The organism is Bacillus sp. 2B09, assembly GCF_003946835.1.
Taxonomy (GTDB): domain Bacteria; phylum Bacillota; class Bacilli; order Bacillales; family Bacillaceae; genus Bacillus; species Bacillus altitudinis.
The window spans coordinates 113,975-133,171 of the sequence record NZ_RPSG01000006.1; the positions used below are offsets into that span (position 1 = coordinate 113,975).

Annotated in this window: 7 protein-coding genes; all 7 read left to right on the forward strand. The window is 31.1% G+C overall.

The window, feature by feature from the left end; translation table 11 throughout:
• Positions 1-781 precede the first annotated feature (781 nt).
• The 7 genes from EBQ12_RS13395 (at position 782) to EBQ12_RS13425 (ending at position 19,182) form a co-directional block, all read left to right on the forward strand.
• The gene (locus EBQ12_RS13395) at positions 782-2,038 is read left to right on the forward strand and encodes an MFS transporter (RefSeq protein ID WP_125590325.1); all 1,257 of its coding nucleotides are present in this window, start codon (positions 782-784) and stop codon (positions 2,036-2,038) included.
• A gap of 90 nt (positions 2,039-2,128) precedes the next feature.
• The gene (locus EBQ12_RS13400; RefSeq protein WP_164511653.1) at positions 2,129-4,681 is read left to right on the forward strand and encodes a penicillin acylase family protein; all 2,553 of its coding nucleotides are present in this window, start codon (positions 2,129-2,131) and stop codon (positions 4,679-4,681) included.
• Between the two features lie 21 nt (positions 4,682-4,702).
• Positions 4,703-5,113, forward strand: a complete 411-nt coding sequence (locus EBQ12_RS13405; protein WP_125590329.1) for a hypothetical protein — start codon at positions 4,703-4,705, stop codon at positions 5,111-5,113.
• Between the two features lie 2 nt (positions 5,114-5,115).
• Positions 5,116-5,871: a thioesterase II family protein gene (locus EBQ12_RS13410; RefSeq protein WP_125590331.1), complete on the forward strand. Its 756-nt coding sequence runs from the start codon at positions 5,116-5,118 to the stop codon at positions 5,869-5,871.
• Between the two features lie 158 nt (positions 5,872-6,029).
• The gene (locus EBQ12_RS13415; protein ID WP_125590333.1) at positions 6,030-11,327 is read left to right on the forward strand and encodes a non-ribosomal peptide synthetase; all 5,298 of its coding nucleotides are present in this window, start codon (positions 6,030-6,032) and stop codon (positions 11,325-11,327) included.
• Between the two features lie 21 nt (positions 11,328-11,348).
• Entirely contained in the window at positions 11,349-16,001 is a 4,653-nt protein-coding gene (locus EBQ12_RS13420) for a non-ribosomal peptide synthetase (protein ID WP_125590335.1), read from the forward strand.
• A 7-nt stretch (positions 16,002-16,008) separates the two neighbouring features.
• On the forward strand, positions 16,009-19,182 hold the full coding sequence (locus EBQ12_RS13425; protein WP_125590337.1) for a non-ribosomal peptide synthetase: 3,174 nt from the start codon (positions 16,009-16,011) through the stop codon (positions 19,180-19,182).
• Positions 19,183-19,197: the final 15 nt, after the last annotated feature.

Genomic DNA, 19,197 nt, shown 5'->3' on the forward strand with positions numbered 1-19,197 from the left:
GAAAAGAGAGGCTTAAATATAAACTCAGGTCTAAAAGTAATATAAGTACACTATCTCTAAAGAAGGCTACTAATGTTAATAAATTGCAATTGCCAATTGATAAGTAAGAATGAATATACGGTAGAGAGAAAGAAACATTAGATGTTTTTGATTTCTCTATGTTATCAAAATTCAGTGTGGAATATGTAGGTAAGCGTTCTGCGAGATGTTAATTCAGAGCTTAAAAAGTCGTCTGGTCAATTATAGAAAATCTGAAGAGATTACAAACTAACGGAAACTGATTTAGAAAAAATACCTAATCAACTCCGAAAATTGATAATAATAAAAAGAACAAGAGGCTAGTGAGGGCCGATAAGAAAAATAGAAAGGATGATTAATAAGGAATGCTAGTATAAAAAATTTCTATAAATAACCAAAGAAACTATTACCAATTAAGTAAAAAAGACCTATTTACTTATTTTTAATAATATGTAAATATATATAGTGTGTTTAAATTATTTGAATATATAAAATATATATGTATATTTTATATATTCAGAATAATAAAATTATATTAATATTTGTATGACTACCTTTCAATTTCAATCATGAAATATATATTATTAAAAAATGGGAGAGAAGTAATAAAATTAGCATTAAACTGATTCAGTTTTTTACATTTTAGAAAAAGAATGCACTTTCATATTTTTAATAGTATAAATTATCTTGGCGTATATGATCAGATCAATGGTCATTTTTTGACCTTAAAAATACATATTAGAAATAGAAAGGAGGAGTAATAATGAAAGCTAGCTATAAGGAACTGTTATTAAACTGGAAACAACCTTCTTTATTATTATCAGGTATTGGAATTTCGAATTTAGGGGATTGGATTTATTTAATTGCTCTTAATCTTATTGTATTAAATATGACAGATTCGGCTACAGCTGTAGCAGGTTTATATATTATTAAGCCGATAGCTGCTATCTTAACTACTTTTTGGGCAGGAAGTATTGTAGATAGATTTCCTAAGCGCCAATTGATGATTATTCTTGATGTACTAAGAGCTTTATTTGTAGTAATTATTCCTTTAGTAGATTCTCTATGGTTAATTTATATTCTAGTTCTACTTATTAGCATGGCAAGTTCATTTTTTGAGCCAACATCTGCTACCTATATCACTAAATTTATTCCTCAAAATCAAAGAAAAAGGTTTAATTCGTTGAGAAGTCTAGTAAGTTCTGGAGCATTTGTTCTAGGGCCTGCACTGGCAGGTCTACTGTTTATCATTGGTAATCCAACATTTGCAATCTATACTAATTCCTTTACGTTTTTGTTCTCTGCTTTTATTATCTGTTTGCTTCCTAAACTTGAGAATGAAAAAGTTAAATCGGTAGAAGAAAAAATTTCATTTAAGATTCTTCAAAAAGATTGGAAATTAGTTATAGATTATGCTAGGAAAGAAAAATATGTCATGCTTGTTTATTTATTATTCCAAAGTGCTATGGTGGTGTGTATGGCTTTAGATTCTCAAGAGGTTGTATTTACTCGGGAAGTTCTACACTTATCTGAAAGCAGTTATGGTGTGTTAGTAAGTATTGCTGGGGTGGGCATTCTAGCTGGTTCATTAATTAATGCAGTTACAGTTAAATGGTTATCATCTCAATTTTTAATTGGAGCAGGAACGACGTTAGTAGCATGTGGTTATTTAATTTATTCTTTTTCAACAACATTTATAGGAGGAGCTGTAGGCTTCTTTGTATTAGCCTTTTTTTTAGGATTTGCAAATACCGGTTTTTGGACATTCTACCAAAACAATATTCCTGTAAATGTGATGGGAAGGGTAGGAAGTGTACTAGGCATGTTTCTAGCGATTTTACAAATTGGATTTACCTTCTTAATAGGATTTACAGGTGATTTTATATCTGTAAAGTATGTTGTTATATTTGGTTCTAGTACAATGCTAGTTATAGCGTTAGTTTTATTATTAATATCATTAATGCCGTCTAAAGTCAGCTACTATAATAGTGGAAATTCTGTTAAATCTGAGATAACATAATCAAACTAAATTTATAAATTTAGTTTGATTATGTGTGTTAACAAGATAGTTGATATTAAATTTAGTCAAGCGGAAAGGGTATTACTACATATGTTAAAAAAGTACACAAGCTGTTTTCTTTCGATATTGGTTAGCACCATACTTTTAGTAACACTTTCGAACTCTTATGGTACTTTACCAGCCCTAGGAAAGTTTCTGAATCCAGGATCTGGTGTTTGGATCAACGCAAGAGAAAATTCAACTTCTACGAAGAATCAAGATATTTCTAGTAAAATACTGAATGATGAAGTTAACGTTTTGTTTGACAAAAGTGATGTTCCCCAAATAGTAGCTAATAATGATGAGGATGGTTGGAAGACTATCGGCTATCTACATGCTAATAATCGATTATTTCAGATGGACCTTATGCGTAGACAAGGAAAAGGCTTACTTTCTGAAATTATGGGAGAATCTACTTTAGAAGTAGATAAATTTCAAAGACAATTAGATACCACACGTACGGCAGAAGCTGAATGGGCTGTATTGAAAAAAAACAAAGAAATTAAAAGGGTATTAGAGGCATATAGCGCGGGAGTTAATGAAGCGATAGAAGAAAAAGTAAGAAAAAATGACTTACCTTTATATTTTAAACTATTAGGCTATATTCCTTCAAAGTGGAGTCCTGTAGATACGTTAGTTGTTAAAATGATGTTAAATCAGATGATGTCCTTAAGCTCTACCTCTGTAGAACAGGAATTCTTAAAGGAACATTTGGGAGAAAAACTCTATTCTCAAATTTCACCTGTGAATCCAGTAATTAATTACAGGCCATATGACACGGGGGTATACAAAAGAAATAAATTAGAAAAGATGCCTATAAGTGCAGAAAGTCTTTTTAATAGCCCTAATGAATCTTTGAGAAATACAAATTCAAGTGTAAAAACTGAGCAATTAAATAATATTAAATACATAGAAAGCTCATATCAGGAAGGTCTTAAACAACTATTAGTCGGCTTTACCCATTTACCCACATTCTCTATAGATAATAATATGAATAGTAATGGTTGGGTAGTAGACGGTTCTAAAACATCTACGGGAAAGCCAATGATGGCTAATGATCCTCACCTTGGTTTAACTCTTCCTTCTACTTGGTACCAACTACAAGTGAAAACTCCAACTTCCAATATCTCGGGTGTAACTGTTCCAGGTATCCCCTTTATTCTAGTTGGTTTTAATGAAAATATTAGTTGGGGGTTAACAAATAGTCAAAGTTTACAAACTTTTTATTATAAAGAGACTACTGATAAAGAACATGATAATCAATATTATTGGAAAGGAAAGTGGTATCCATTCAATACTAGGACAGAACAAATACCTGTGAAAAATAAAAAAACAGTGCGATTTGAAATTAAATCGTCTGTTCATGGACCTATAGTTAATGAAGCAGGTTATAAATTATCAATGAATTGGATTGGTTCTATCCCAACAACTTCTCTAGAAGCATTATATAAAATAAATAAGGCAAGTAATCTTAACGAATTCTCAAATGCTTTGAAAACTTGGAAAACTCCCATAATGAATTTTTTATACTCTGATAAAGATGGAAATATAGCAATTTTCGGGGCAGGTAGCTACCCAGTTTTTAAAAAAAATTCAAAGCCATGGTTTGCCATGTCAGGTAATGGGGATAGCGATATTATTGGTTCTATACCGTTTGAAAACACTCCTAAGAGTATTAATCCAAAGAGTCATGTTTTAGTGACAGCTAATCAACGTCAAGTCAATAACAATTATCCTTATTTTATAGGGACAACCAATGATTTTGACCCTGGATATCGAGCGAATAGAATATATTCATTATTGTCGGAAAAAGAAAAATTGACAGTCGAGGATTTTAAAAAAATTCAGAGTGATTTTGAAGATAATATGGCTAGAATATTGGTGCCTGAATTAATAAAAAATCTTCAAGATAAAAAGCTCAATAAAAACGAAAAGAAAGCATATTTGATATTAAAATCTTGGAATTATCAAATGGATTCTAATTCAAAAGGTGCTACTTTATGGTGGATTCTTTTAGAAGAGTATATAAATGAAACGTTTGGATCTTTATGGAAGAAACATGGTATCACCAATTCAAAGAATGCCCTTGCAATTACGGATTTATTTGCAATTTATCCTAAGATTCAGTCATTAACTTTAGAAGATCCTAGTAATAGTATATTTGATAATGTATTAAATGGAAAAGAAAGAGAAGCTGAAGAGGTTATTTTAATTTCATTCAAGAAATCCATAAAAAAAATTGAGAATGAAATGGGAGATGATACAAATAATTGGAAATGGGGTAATATTCATAAGCGTTCTATACCCTCACTTTTACAGTTAAAAGCATTAAGTTATGATCCAATACCTTTTGGGGGAAATCTATTTAGTCCTAATGCTAGTGGATCAGAAATGGTTTCCAGTCATGGACCCTCTTGGAGAATGATTATTGATTGGGGAACCAACTCAAAGGTAGGCATTTATCCTGGCGGGCAGAGTGAAAATCCATTATCAAAATTTTATAATGATGGAATTAAATTATGGATAAATAATGAATATAAAGATATTAAAGATATAAATAAGAGTGAAAGTGGTATTGCATTATGGAAGATTAGACCTGATTGATAATTGGTAGGAGGTAAAAGAATGTTTAAAATTATATATCTCTTTCTAGTTATCTGTCTAGTAGCTTTAGTTAATATTATTGATTATTGGTTTTTAACGATTTTTGTTATAGGATTAATGTCTTTGAAATGGAAAAAGTATTCAGTGTTTCTTGGTGTAATATCTGGAATAACGGGATGGGCATTACCTATTCTTATAATTGGTATCAAAGGTAACATAATCAAATTAAGTGAACTATTAGCAGATATTCTTATAAATAATAAACAAGGAGCTTACCTTATTCTTGCAATTCCTCTTATAATAGGTGGTTTACAAGGAGGATGTGGAGTTTGGGTGTTCCACTCATTAAAAAATTTAGTAACTCATATTAATTATAATAAGAATAAAAATCCTAAAAAAAATATGAAGAAAATCATTTCAAAGGAAGTGTAGAAATGATAAACAAGTTCCATAAAAGTCAATGGTTTAATTTTAAAGAAAATACAGGTCATGAAAAAAAAATAAGATTATTCTGTTTTCCATACGCTGGGGGAGGTTCTTCTTTATATAAAAAATGGGAAAGTAGTGAAGTTGAAATAGTAAGTGTTCAATTACCTGGAAGAGAAAATAGATTTAAAGAATGTGCTTTCAGTGATTTAGAAACCCTTTTAGAATGTTTAATAGAAGAAATTTCTCCTTTTTTAGATAAGTCATTTGCTTTCTTTGGTCACAGTATGGGGGCTTTAGTGTCTTTTGAGTTAGCTAGAAAATTAAGAAAAAATAAAATGATGTTACCATCTTACTTATTTTTATCAGCTTTCAGTGCACCTAGTATTTATAAAGGCAAAGGCATCCATAATTTAGATGATGAAGCTTTAATAAATGAAATAATAAATTTAAATGGTACACCTAAAGAAATTGCGGCAAATACTGATTTGATGAGATTATTTTTACCGCTGTTAAGATCTGATTTTTCTATTATTGATAATTACAAATACGTTAGTGAACCAAAACTCTCGGTACCAATGATGATATTTGGAGGTTTAGAAGATAGTATTCCAAGATCTGATCTTATCCAATGGCAAGTTGAAACTAATGAATCCTTTAACCTAACTTTTTTACCAGGAGATCATTTCTATATCCACGATGAAAAAGATAATATTATCGACATCATAGATAAAGAACTTTCTATGAAGAATATGTTAAGTTAATCCAGTGGTTACTTTATATGCTGTAAAATTCTCCGATGAATGGCCAGATGAGTTTTTGAAGAGTCACATAATGAATCAACCACTAAGTGAAATTGAAATAATAAATTTAGAGACTATCTTTGAATAACAATACAAATTTTAAAATTTTGGAGGGAAAGATGAATAAGGAGTTTACAAATCTCATAGATTTAGTACGTGAAAGGGCTCATGCTCAACCAAATAAAACAATTTATACATTTTTATCTAAAGATGGGGAAGAAAATAATTCATTAACTTACGGTGAGTTGGATCAACAAGCAAAACTAGTAGCAGCATACTTACAGCAATTAAACTTAAAGGGAGAAAGAGCTCTTTTGCTTTATGATCCAGGGTTAGATTTTATTATATCATTCTTTGGGTGTATATATGCAGGAGTTATCGCGGTTCCTGCATATCCTCCGAAAAAAAATAGAAATACATTACGTATACAATCTATTGTAAAGGATTGTAATGCAAAAATTGCTATGACTACATCTTCTATCTATAACAGGCTTGATAAGTCACATGATTTAGCCTCAAACCTAAAGGTTCAATGGATTACAATGGATAACTTAAATTCTAAAAAATATTTAGGTTGGATAAATCCTAGAAAAGAACCGGATGATTTAGCATTTTTACAATATACGTCTGGCTCAACAGGTACGCCAAAAGGCGTAATGGTATCTCATGGGAATTTGATACACAATGAAAGAATGATTGCTAATGCATTCGAATTAAATCAAGATTCTATAATTTTTGGATGGTTGCCTTTATATCACGATATGGGGTTAATAGGTAATATTCTACAACCACTTTATTTGGGAGCAACATGTTATTTAATGTCACCAGTAGATTTTGTTCAGAATCCTTATAGATGGCTGAAAGGTATTGAGAAATATAAAGCAACTGTTAGTGGAGGGCCTAATTTTGCATATGATTTATGTGTGAAAATGATCACCCCTGAACAACGTGATAAATTAGATCTTAGTAATTGGAAGCTCGCCTTTAACGGAGCAGAGCCTATTCGTGAAAAAACTATTAAGAGATTTTCTAAATATTTTAAGTCTGCTGGTTTCGAAGAGAGTGTTTTTTATCCATGTTATGGTCTAGCCGAGTCTACTCTTCTTGTAACAGGAGGAGATAAGCTCAGTAATCCAACTTATTATAATCTAGATAAAGCCTTTTTAAAGGATAATATTGTAGAGGAAAGTGATAAAGACTTGGGCAAATCTATAGTAAGCAATGGACAAGTAAGACTTGGTCAAGATTTAAGAATCGTGGATCCGACTACGAAAATAGAACGTAAAGATGGAGAAGTCGGAGAAATATGGATTAGTGGTCCAAGTGTAGCCAAGGGCTATTGGAATAACCCAGAATTAAGTAAGGAAGTATTTGAGGCTAAAATATATAATAACAACAATCATACCTCTTTCCTTAGAACAGGTGATTTAGGATTTAAAAAAGAGAAAGAACTTTACGTGACGGGTCGGCTTAAGGATTTAATAATTATTCGTGGGAAAAACCATTATCCCCAAGATATTGAGATGACTGCAGAAAATAGTCACTATATGTTAAGTAAAGGTGCAAGTGCTGCTTTCACAGTAGAAGTAAACGGACGAGAAGAATTGATTATTGTTCAAGAGGTAGAAAGAGAGTATCGTAATAGCATTGATATTAATGAAGTATCTAAACTAATAAGAGCAGCGGTCTCTATGGAGCATAATCTTAAAGTTTATGAAGTAGTTATAATAAAGCCACTTAGTATACCTAAAACATCTAGTGGGAAAATTCAACGGTATATTTGTCGAGAATCTTACCTAAATGGAACCTTAAAAGCAATTGGTGTAGATGTATTAGGAAATCAGGATTTGGAAAAAGAATCAGTACAAGTTAATTTTAGTAAATCAGATATATTGTTAGAAAATGAAAGTAATCGCCAAAAGCTTATAGACTCATATTTGAAATTTCAAATCAAAAAAATATTAAGAATACCTTTACAAGATATCCAATTCAAAGAATCATTAAGCAGCTTAGGTGTGGACTCAATTCAGATAGTTGAAATTAAGCATAATATTGAAAAAGATTTTGGCGTTATTATTTCAGAAGTAGATTTACTAGAAGATATAACTTTAAACAATTTATCAAAAAAAATACTACAAAATATACATGAAGAAATACTTATATCGCAAATGGGAAAACTAAAGAAAGTAAGTTCAGTAGATGATGAACATCCCCTGTCGTATAATCAAAAAACAATGTGGTATTTACAGGAGTTATCACCTAATAATTCAGCTTATAATATATCTTTTGCATTAACCTTTAAATCATCAATAAATATAAATCGATTTAAGGAATCTATGCAAAGGTTATTAGAAAGACATGCTATTCTTAGAACCATATATCACCAGAGAGAAGATCGACCAGTCCAAAAAATTCTAAAATATTATGACTTTAGAGTTGAAACATTGAAATGTGCTAATTGGTCAGAAAGACAATTAAAAGAAGAGGTGAACAGAATTGCCCAATTACCGTTTGATATAAAAAAAGATATACCTATTAGGGTATTTTTGTTAGAGAAGAACAACAAAGAAACTGTTGCTTTGTTTACATTTCATCATATTGCTGTAGATTTGTGGTCAATAACCTTAATAATGAATGAGTTAGAAGAGCTTTATTTGACCGATACTAATGAAACAAGTTCAGGACAGAATTCTAATTTATATAATTATGTTGACTATGTCTATTTGCAAAAAGAAATGTTGGAAAATTCAAATGAAGAGAAATCAATTTCATATTGGGCAAAAAAGTTGGGCGGGGACTTACCAGTTCTAGAACTTCCAACTGATTACCATAGACCAAATATACAAACATATAATGGAAACAATTTTTCGTTTGAAATTAATCCTAATGTTACTGAAAAATTAAAGAAACTTGCAAAATTAAATGGGACTACACTTAATAATATACTAATGGCTGCCTATAAAGTTTGGTTACATCGATATACTGGGCAAGATGATTTGTTAGTTGGTATTCCTTCAGCTGGAAGAGGATTACAACAATTAAATAACATTGTTGGGTATTTTGTTAATCCTTTGGTTGTTAGAACGGATTTCTCTGGCAACCCGACATTCATAGAAGTCCTTAATAGAGTAAAACGAAATATGTTAGATGCCATTACTCATCAAGATTATCCATTTCCTTTATTAGTAGAGAAATTAAAAATTAGAAGGGATAACAGCCGCCATCCTATTTTTCAAACAATGTTTGTGATGCAGGCGCTGCATAAGAAAAGAGAATTATCGGATTTTATATTAGGAGAAAATAAACAACAGGAAAACTATCTTAATATTCCAGTAGAAAGTTTTCCAGTGGAAACTAATTCTTCACAGTTAGATTTAACTTTAAAGATGGTAGAGACACCTAAAGGTTTAAGAGCTTTATTTGAATATAATACGGATCTTTTTAAGCAATCTACTATTGAAAAAATGTCGAAATATTTAATTAATATATTAGAAAATGTATCCATTAAACCTGATGAAAAGATAGGGAATTACTCCTTGTTAACACAAGAAGAAGAAAAGACTATGTTAAAAAAATGCAATAACATAGCCGTTGATTATCCTAAAAATACTTCATTATCTAAGTTGTTTGAAGAGCAAGTCACTAAAACTCCAGATAACATTGCAGTTGTTTACAAGCAGCAAACTGTAACTTATCGTAAATTAAATAAACAAGCAAATCAACTTGCAAGGGTATTACGTGAAAAGGGGGTTCAGCCTGATGTTATTGTAGGAATTATGGCTGAACGCTCTGTTGAAATGATTATTGGAATACTCGCAGTTTTGAAAGCAGGGGGTACCTATCTTCCAATTGATCCAGAATACCCAGTTGAACGCATTGAATATATGATGGAGGATAGTCAGGCTTCTATTTTATTAACACAAGAACACTTGCTTGACCAAATTACGTTCAATCAAGAGGTATTGAATATAGAAGATGAAAGATTATACCAAGGAGATTGTTCGAACCTTGAACCTGTCAACTCTCCAAACGACTTGGCTTACATTATCTATACTTCTGGCACTACGGGAAATGCTAAGGGTGTTATGATTGAACATAAAAATGTTGTGCGTTTGCTGTTTAATGATCACGATTTATTTGATTTTAATGAAGGTGATGTATGGACTTTATTCCACTCTTTCTGCTTTGACTTCTCAGTATGGGAAATGTATGGAGCTCTTTTATACGGGGGAAGAGTTGTGGTAGTCCCAAAATCAATAACACAAGATCCGAAACAGTTTTTAGAACTCCTAAAAGCAGAAAAGGTAACAGTACTTAACCAAACACCTACAGCTTTCTATCATTTAATAGCTCAAGAAGCAAAGGTTCCGGATAGAGAACTTGACCTCCGATACGTTATTTTTGGAGGAGAGGCATTACAACCAATTCAATTGAGAGCGTGGTGGGGCAAGTATCCAAATACGAAATTAATCAATATGTACGGTATTACAGAGACAACTGTACACGTTACATTTAAAGAGCTAAAAAATGAGGACATTGAATCAAATATAAGTAATATTGGTAGGCCTCTTCCTACATTGTCAACCTATGTGATGGATAAAAACCTAAATCTTCTTCCATTAGGAGCTGCAGGGGAATTATGTATCGGGGGAGAAGGAGTAGCACGAGGTTATCTAAATCGTCCAAAGTTGACTAAAGAACGATTTGTAAAGAATCCATACAGAGAAGAAGAACGTCTCTATCGATCTGGTGATCTAGGAAGACTTCTACCTAACGGTGAAATTGAATACTTAGGACGAATTGATCACCAGGTTAAAATAAGAGGATACCGAATTGAATTAGGCGAGATTGAGTGTCACTTACTCAATCACGAAAAAATCAAAGAGGCTATAGTTATTGATCGCACTAATGAGGATGGAAGTAAATATCTTTGTGCGTACTTAGTACTGGAAAATGAAATGACTGTACCAGAATTACGAGAATATATAGCAACAAAGTTGCCAAATTATATGGTACCTTCTTACTTTGTTCAATTAGAAAAAATGCCCATTACGGTAAATGGCAAAATTAATCGAAATGCATTGCCTAAACCAAGTAATGTAGTTAACACAGGAGTAAAGTACGTCGCGCCACGGGATAAGGTTGAGAGAGTAATTTTGGATATTTGGAAAGAAGTTTTAAGTATCGAACAGATAGGGATGTATGATAACTTCTTTGAATTAGGTGGACATTCTTTACTGGCTGCTAATTGTATTTCTAGAATTAGGAATAAGTTTGAAATTGAGATTACATTAGAAGAATTTTTTAATTATCCAACTATAGCTCTTTTAAAATCACGTATTCAAAGTAAACAAAACATTGTCTTAAACCAAAGTAGGATTAAGAGACTAGATCGTGCTGTCCGTACTAGACGTTAATGAAGAGGGGAGATAGTAATAATGGATGAAACTTATACCCCTAAGCAGGAGGGTGAAAAATCTATCGAGGAGTATATCTTCTCGGCATCATATGCCCAAAAACGCTTATGGTTAACAGACCAACTGATAGAGAAGAATAAGGAAGTTTACAACATTGCTTCTGAGATTGATATAGACGGTATATTAAATATTGAATACCTTGAAAAAAGTTTAAATAAAATTATTGAAAGACATGAAACACTAAGAACTTTTTTTGAAATGAATAATGATGGACTTCAACAAATTGTTAGGAAAGAGTTTAGTATTGAATTAGATATTATAGACTTGCAAAATTTATCAGAAGAAGTAGTGAATAAGCAAATTTCCACAATATCAAAACGAGAAGCATCGTATCATTTTGAATTAGACAATCTCCCTTTATTAAAAGCGACTTTGATTAAGGTGAACGAAGAGAAATTTAAATTGTTTATTACGATGCACCATATTATTTCAGATGGTTGGTCCATAGGTGTATTTATTAAAGAATTATCTACGATTTACCAATCCTATTGTCTGAAAAAAGAATTAAATTTACCTGAAATTTCTATACAGTATGGGGATTATGCAGAATGGGAAAGGGATCAGCTTCAAGAAGAGAAAGTAAAGAAACAGGTTGACTATTGGAAGAATTATTTATCTGGTGATCTGCCAGTCTTAGAACTCCCGTCTGATTATCCAAGACCATCTAATCAGACGTTTGAGGGATCATTTTGTGAATTCAAAATTTCTCCACAGTTGACCAAATCTTTAAAAAAACTCAGCAATGAAGTAGGAGTTACATTATATGTAACTCTACTAGCTTCATTTAATGCATTATTAAATCGATTAACATCGAAAAAAGATATAGTTGTAGGCACACCAGTGGCAAATCGTAAACATCAAGAGCTCGAAAGCTTAATCGGATATTTTGTCAATACTTTACCTATCCGTGCAAATTTATCCGGTGATCTTACATTTAAACAACTTGTAGAACAAATTCATAACGGAGTGAAAAAGGCTTTTTCTAATCAAGATGTACCTTTTGAGAAGATAGTAGAGGATCTCAAAGTTGAGCGTAGTAAAAGCTTCTCTCCTTTATTTCAAGTAATGTTTGTTTTCCAAAATATGCCTATGCAAAAGTTAGAAATGCCTAATTTAAAATTAAACGTTAAAAGAAATCAAAATAATACTGCTAAATATGATTTAATTCTCGAAATGATGGAGAAAAATGAAGAAATAGTTGGTTCGTTTGAATATAATACTGATTTATTCAAACAAGAAACTATTCTAAGGATGATTGATCATATAAATAGGCTAATGGAAGAAGTGGTGAAAAATCCTGAAATAAGAATTAAAGATATTAATCTTATCACTGAAAAAGAAAAAAATCAGATTTTGTATGATTTTAATCAAACTAAAAAAGAGATGTCACAGTCTCAAACTCTTATTGACTTGTTTGAATTACAAGTTAAGAAGGAGCCCTATAAAATTGCTATTCAAACCGATGAGGATCATTTAACTTATCAAGAAGTTAATCAAAAAGCTAATCAGTTTGCAAATTTACTTCGGGAGAGAGGGATGAAGCCTAACCAAGTTGTAGGAATATTAATAGAGCGTTCTATGGATATGATCATAGGAATTTTAGGTATATTAAAAGCCGGCGGGGCTTACATGCCTATATCACCTGAATTTCCAGAAGATCGTATACAATATATGATTCAAAATAGTGATGCTCAAATATTATGTACAACTGTAAAATTTCAAGAAAAAATTAATCATTTAAATTCAAATATCTTATATCTTGATAATCCTGAATGGCATAGCAATAACTCAGAAAACTTATCTTCTGTTTGTACTGAAAATGATTTAGCTTATGTAATGTATACTTCAGGTTCTACAGGTAGACCTAAAGGTGTCATGGTTGAGCACCATAGTGTAATTAATCGAATTGACTGGATGATTAAAAAGTATAATTTTACGGAAAAAGACATTATGTTACAAAAAACGCCATTTATTTTTGATGTATCAGTACCAGAGATTTTTACATGGTTTTTTATTGGAGGGTGTGTCCATCTGTTATCTCACGATGGAGAAAAAGAGCCGGATAAAATAATAGAAAGTATTGAAAAACACAGAATTACAACTGTTCATTTCGTTCCTTCTATGTTTAATATTTTTCTCAAAAGCCTAGAGAACTCTAAGAATATTAATCGGTTATCTAGCTTAAAAAGAGTATTTACCAGTGGAGAAGCTCTCTTACCAAACCAAGTTGTTCAATTTAGAGATATAGTTTCTCGTACATGTGGTACAGAACTTTATAATTTATATGGTCCAACCGAAGCTACTGTGGAAGTTACATATTATGATTGTCCAATGAGTACTAATGACGTAAATATAGTTCCTATTGGCAAACCAATTCAGAATGTTCAATTACTAATCTTAGACCAGAATGGACAATTACAACCAATTGGCGTACCAGGAGAACTATGCATATCAGGAAGTTGTCTCGCTAGAGGTTATATTAACCAAAAAGTTTTAACCAATGAAAAATTTGTTCCTAATCCTTATTATAAAGACCAGCTGATGTATCGAACAGGAGACCTGGCTAGTTGGTTGCCGGATGGTAATATTAGGTACCTAGGGAGGCTCGACCAACAAGTTAAAATAAGGGGATACCGTATTGAATTGGGAGAAGTTGAGCAATTAATTGCAAAGCTTCCCCGAGTAAAAGAAGTTGCTATATCAGTACGAAAAGATAATTCCAGTACTGAAAGATTGGTAGCTTACGTAATCGGAGATTCGAAATTAGATTTAAAAGAATTACGAAGTGATTTAAAGAACAGTTTACCAGATTACATGGTTCCTTCTGCATTTATAATAATGGATGAGTTTCCTTTAACACCTACTGGAAAGTTAGATCGTAAAAAATTACCAGAGTTAAGTAGGGAACATTTCATTAAGGAAAGCTATATAGAACCTAAGACAAAAATGGAAAAAGATATATCTGATATTTGGAAAGAAACCTTAGGATTAAACAGTATCGGGGTTGCTGATAACTTTTTTGAACTTGGTGGAAACTCTTTGACAGCAACAAAACTAATGTGGCTATTAAATGAAAAATTAAAATTAAAAATATCTTTGCAAGATATTTTTAATTATCCAACAATTTCGAATTTTATAAAGCATATATCACAAAAGTCAAATTCTATAAATGAAAATCCTTTATTAGAATTACAACCACGAGAAAATAAATTTAGCTATCCAATGACTTATGCACAAAAGGGTATTTGGTTTCAAGACCAAATCAATCCACAGAATATTGCTTATAATATACCGGTTGTTTTAAAGCTAACAGGTAAATTAAATTTAGCTGTTTTGGAAGAAGGTTTTACTCAAGTAGTAAAAAGACATGAGACGCTGCGTTCTGCTTATATAAATAATCTAGGGCATCCGAAACAAGTTATTTGTGAACCATTTTCAATAAGCTTAAATAACGAAACAGTGGAAGCTGAGGAATTATTAGAACATATTAAAAATGAGGTGACTAAACCCTTTGTTCTTGAAGAAGGACCAATATTAAGAGTTAAAATTTTCGAATTAAACACTATAGAACATATCTTAACGTTAACTCTACATCATATTATTGGTGATGCAATATCTATTACAAACCTAATTCACGAGGTATTTACTATCTATACCAACATAATTAATTTGGAAGAAATAGAGTTACCAAAATTAGATATTCAATTTGCTGATTATGCTGCTTGGCAACAAAAGTGGATTGAGAGTGAAGAATGCTATAAACAATTGGATTATTGGAAAAAAAATCTAAAAAATGCACCGATAAAATTATCTTTACCATTGGATTATAGCAGGCCCAATATACAAGACTTTAGTGGTAAATCTATTGTTTTTGAAATCCCTGATGAAATTATAAAAGAGTTACACCAGTTATGTAAACAAGAGCGAGTTACTTTGTATATGTTATTCTTATCGGCTTGGAAGATATTACTTTATAGATATACGAAACAAACAGATATTATAGTTGGAACAAATGCTTCTGGACGAAACTCTCAAACAGAGCATTTAATAGGAGTATTTATTAACACGTTAGCAATTAGGACAAATTTAGATAGTAATCCTACTTTCCTTGAGTATGTGAACCAAGTCAAGGAAACTGTAATAAATGCTTTCAAACATCAAGAACTGCCATTTGAATATTTATTAAATGCCTTAAAAGTAGATAGAAATTCAAGTAATAGTCCATTAACTCAGGTGTTTCTTACGTATCATAAAATTCCAAAATTAAAACTACCTCTTGAACAGTTGGAAATAAATTATATGGAACTAGAATCGAAAACCGTTAAATCAGACATTATTTTAGAAATAATAGATAATGATGATACAGTTATGGGAAGATTTGAATATGCTACGTCTTTATTCACTAGTGAAACCATTAATAAATTTATCAATCATTATTTACAGTTGCTAAAAGATCTAATTAAAGATCCTGAAAAGCGCATTCTAGAAATCCCTTATTATAATGAAGAAATGAAGAGGGAGAGTTCGAGAGAATTAGATATTTTAAAAGAGAATAATAGAAAGAAATTTAAAGCAATTAAGCCTAAGTCAATTGCATTAAAGGAAAGAAGGTAAAGTAAATATGGAGAGTACAATTCAAGGATACAGATTATCTCACCAGCAAGAAAGGTTGTTAAATTTACACGGAAATAAAGAATCTTACATTTCACAATTTGCCGTTCATCTTGACGGTAATCTTAACGTAGGTGAAATTAAGAGCTTTATCGAAGCACTCATAAAAAAACATGAAATCTTTTCTACAACTTTTGAATATGTACCAGGAATGAAACTGCCTGTTCAAGTTATTGATAAACCTATTCCACTTAAGTGGAACAATATTGATTTAGATTCACAATTACAAGTAGGTAGTAATAAGAACAATAGAATTGATAAGATTCTAGAGCGTGAGAGAATTGCTTTAAAACAAAATTTGAATTTTCCCATTAGAGCTACTTTAGTCAAATTCTCTAATGAAGAGTATACACTTATAATTACTATGTCTTCCCTTTATTCAGATACCTGGACAATCAAGAATATGGTGTTGGATTTAACTTATATGTTAGAGAATAATGGTATTAAATACGTAGACAATAATGAAGAAGAACTTTTGCAATATCTTCAATTTTCTGAGTTTCAGCATTCCTTACTTGAAGAAAAAGAAAGTGAAGAAGGGTTAAATTTTTGGAAGGAAAATAAAGAGAAAAATAAATTAATAAGATTGCCTTTTCAAAGCAAGGTTAATGATCAGGAAACCTTTGAACCTAAAATAATAAGTGAAAAAGTAGATACTATATTATACAAACAACTAAAAGAAATTGCGTCCCTTTATTCTATGTCTATCTCAGACGTATTATATACGTGTTGTCAGTTATTAATAAGCAAATTAACAGGTGTAAATACTATTACGACCGGATATATTGATGACGGGAGACAATATGAGGAATTTCACAATATTTATGGCCCTTTTATTAAAACATTACCTATAGAAACGACAATTGGCTCAGGTGAATTAATTAGCACTGCGCTAAATAAAGTATCAGCATCGATACAACAAGCAAAGCAATGGCAAGAATATTTCTTTAATAATGAAAAAAACGAATGCTGCTCTGTTTTATATAAATTTGATGATTTTAGCCAACTCAATAGTCGAAAATTAAAGTTCTATAAACAGTACGTGTATCATGACAAATTTAATATCATGTTTAATTGTATTGAGTCTGCCCAAGGATTAGATGTTGAATTGTATTATGATCATAATAAGTTTGAAGAAAGTTCCATTTCAAGAATACTAGATCAATTTATAAATGTTGTAAATAATGTTGTAATGGATACTACTATAAAATTTAACAATCTCCAGCTCTTAAAAAGCAATGAGAAAAAGCAACTACTTTTTAACTGGAATAATACAGCGATGCCTTTATCCCAAAATAGTTGTATTCATCATATATTCGAACAAAAGGCTGAACTCTATCCTAATCAAATAGCTGTTTTTTATGAGGGGAAGAAATTAGATTATAAAGAACTTAATTATAAGGCAAACCAACTTGCCCATTATTTAATGAAACTAGGAGTTAATGAAGATACCAGAGTAGGAATATGTATCGATCGTTCTATTGATATGATTATTGGTATCTTAGGTATCATGAAAGCAGGAGGAGCTTATATTCCACTTGATCCAAAATTTCCTAATGAACGTCTGAAATTTATGATAGAGGATGCTAAAATCTCAGTTTTATTAACACAAGAAAAATATAATAACAAGTTTAGTTTTAGTAAAAACTCTGCTGTTCTACTTGATAAAGATTGGATAAGTATTCAGAAAGAAAGGTCAGAAAATCCGCAAGTAGTTAGAAATATTAATAGTCTTATATATGTAATTTATACTTCAGGTTCTACAGGTGTTCCAAAAGGTGTGGGCATAGAGCATAGACATCTACTAAATTATATTAATGATCGGATTAACAGATTTAATTTTAATGAAAGTCATAGCCACGCGACAGTTTCAACTTTGGCCGCTGATTTAGGCAATACACCAATATTCTTGTCCTTGTGTACTGGTGGTAAATTACACATCATTTCAGAGGAAAGGCTATTTAATCCTGCTCAGATGGTAGATTATTTTAAACATAATCAGATTGATTTGCTGAAAATCGTGCCCTCTCATTTAGAAGCATTGTTAAATATAGAAAATGCCGATTTGATTTTACCAAAAAAATGGTTAATAGTAGGGGGCGAAAGTTTCAGTTACGAGTTATTAAACAAAATTCAACAATTTACTCACGAATGTCTCATTGTGAATGAATATGGACCAACGGAAGCAACAATTGGAACAATTGATTATGTTGCTAAACAAGAGTGCAAAATTGATTATACAGGGTCAGTGTTAATAGGAAGACCAATTTCTAATACAAAAATTTATATACTTGATGAATATTTAAATCCTGTTCCAATTGGAGTTCCTGGAGAACTATATATTTCAGGAAAAAGTGTAGCTAGAGGATACTTAGGACGAAGTGAATTAACGTTTGAAAAATTCATTAAAAATCCATTTGAGGTAGATAATGAATATAAAGTGATGTATAAGACAGGGGACTATGCATTATACCTTCCTGATGGTAACGTTGAATTTTTAGGAAGAATGGATAATCAAGTTAAAATTCGAGGGTTTCGTGTTGAGTTAGGAGAAATAGAAAATTGTCTACGTCAACATGAAGATATAGATAATGTTTTTGTTAAGCTTTCTAAAGGAAGTAAAAATGATGATCAAATTGTTGCATATATACTTCTAAATAGTCCGAAAAAAGATTTTAATGAACAGTTATTGCGCCAATACGTAGAAAATAACTTACCAAGTCCGTTTGTTCCAAGGAGAATTATTAAACTTGATAAATTCCCTTTAAATCCAAATGGAAAAATTGATCATAAAGCACTCCCTTCACCAAACAGTGAATTTGCAGTTCATAAAGAAGCAGTATATGTATCTCCAAAGACAACAATGGAAAAAGAAATTTGTGGATTGTGGAGTGAAGTGTTGGGCATACACAAAGTAAGTATTAAGGATGTGTTCTTTGAAATTGGAGGAGATTCTTTAAAATGTGTCCAATTATTATATCTTTTGAATCAAAAATATGAAAAGCGTTTAGTTTTAGCTGATTTATTTAAATATAAGACAGTCGAATCTTTAAGTAGTTATATAGAAGAATTAACTAATAATAGTGACAGTAATAAAGGGGATATTGAAGGCTATACATTTTAGTCAATTGATAAAAGA

Coding starts and splice junctions, on each gene's coding strand:
- EBQ12_RS13400 (WP_164511653.1), top strand. CDS start 2,129: ATGTTAAAAAAGTACACAAGCTGTTTTCTTTCGATATTGGTTAGCACC.
- EBQ12_RS13395 (WP_125590325.1), top strand. CDS start 782: ATGAAAGCTAGCTATAAGGAACTGTTATTAAACTGGAAACAACCTTCT.
- EBQ12_RS13405 (WP_125590329.1), top strand. CDS start 4,703: ATGTTTAAAATTATATATCTCTTTCTAGTTATCTGTCTAGTAGCTTTA.
- EBQ12_RS13415 (WP_125590333.1), top strand. CDS start 6,030: ATGAATAAGGAGTTTACAAATCTCATAGATTTAGTACGTGAAAGGGCT.
- EBQ12_RS13420 (WP_125590335.1), top strand. CDS start 11,349: ATGGATGAAACTTATACCCCTAAGCAGGAGGGTGAAAAATCTATCGAG.
- EBQ12_RS13410 (WP_125590331.1), top strand. CDS start 5,116: ATGATAAACAAGTTCCATAAAAGTCAATGGTTTAATTTTAAAGAAAAT.
- EBQ12_RS13425 (WP_125590337.1), top strand. CDS start 16,009: ATGGAGAGTACAATTCAAGGATACAGATTATCTCACCAGCAAGAAAGG.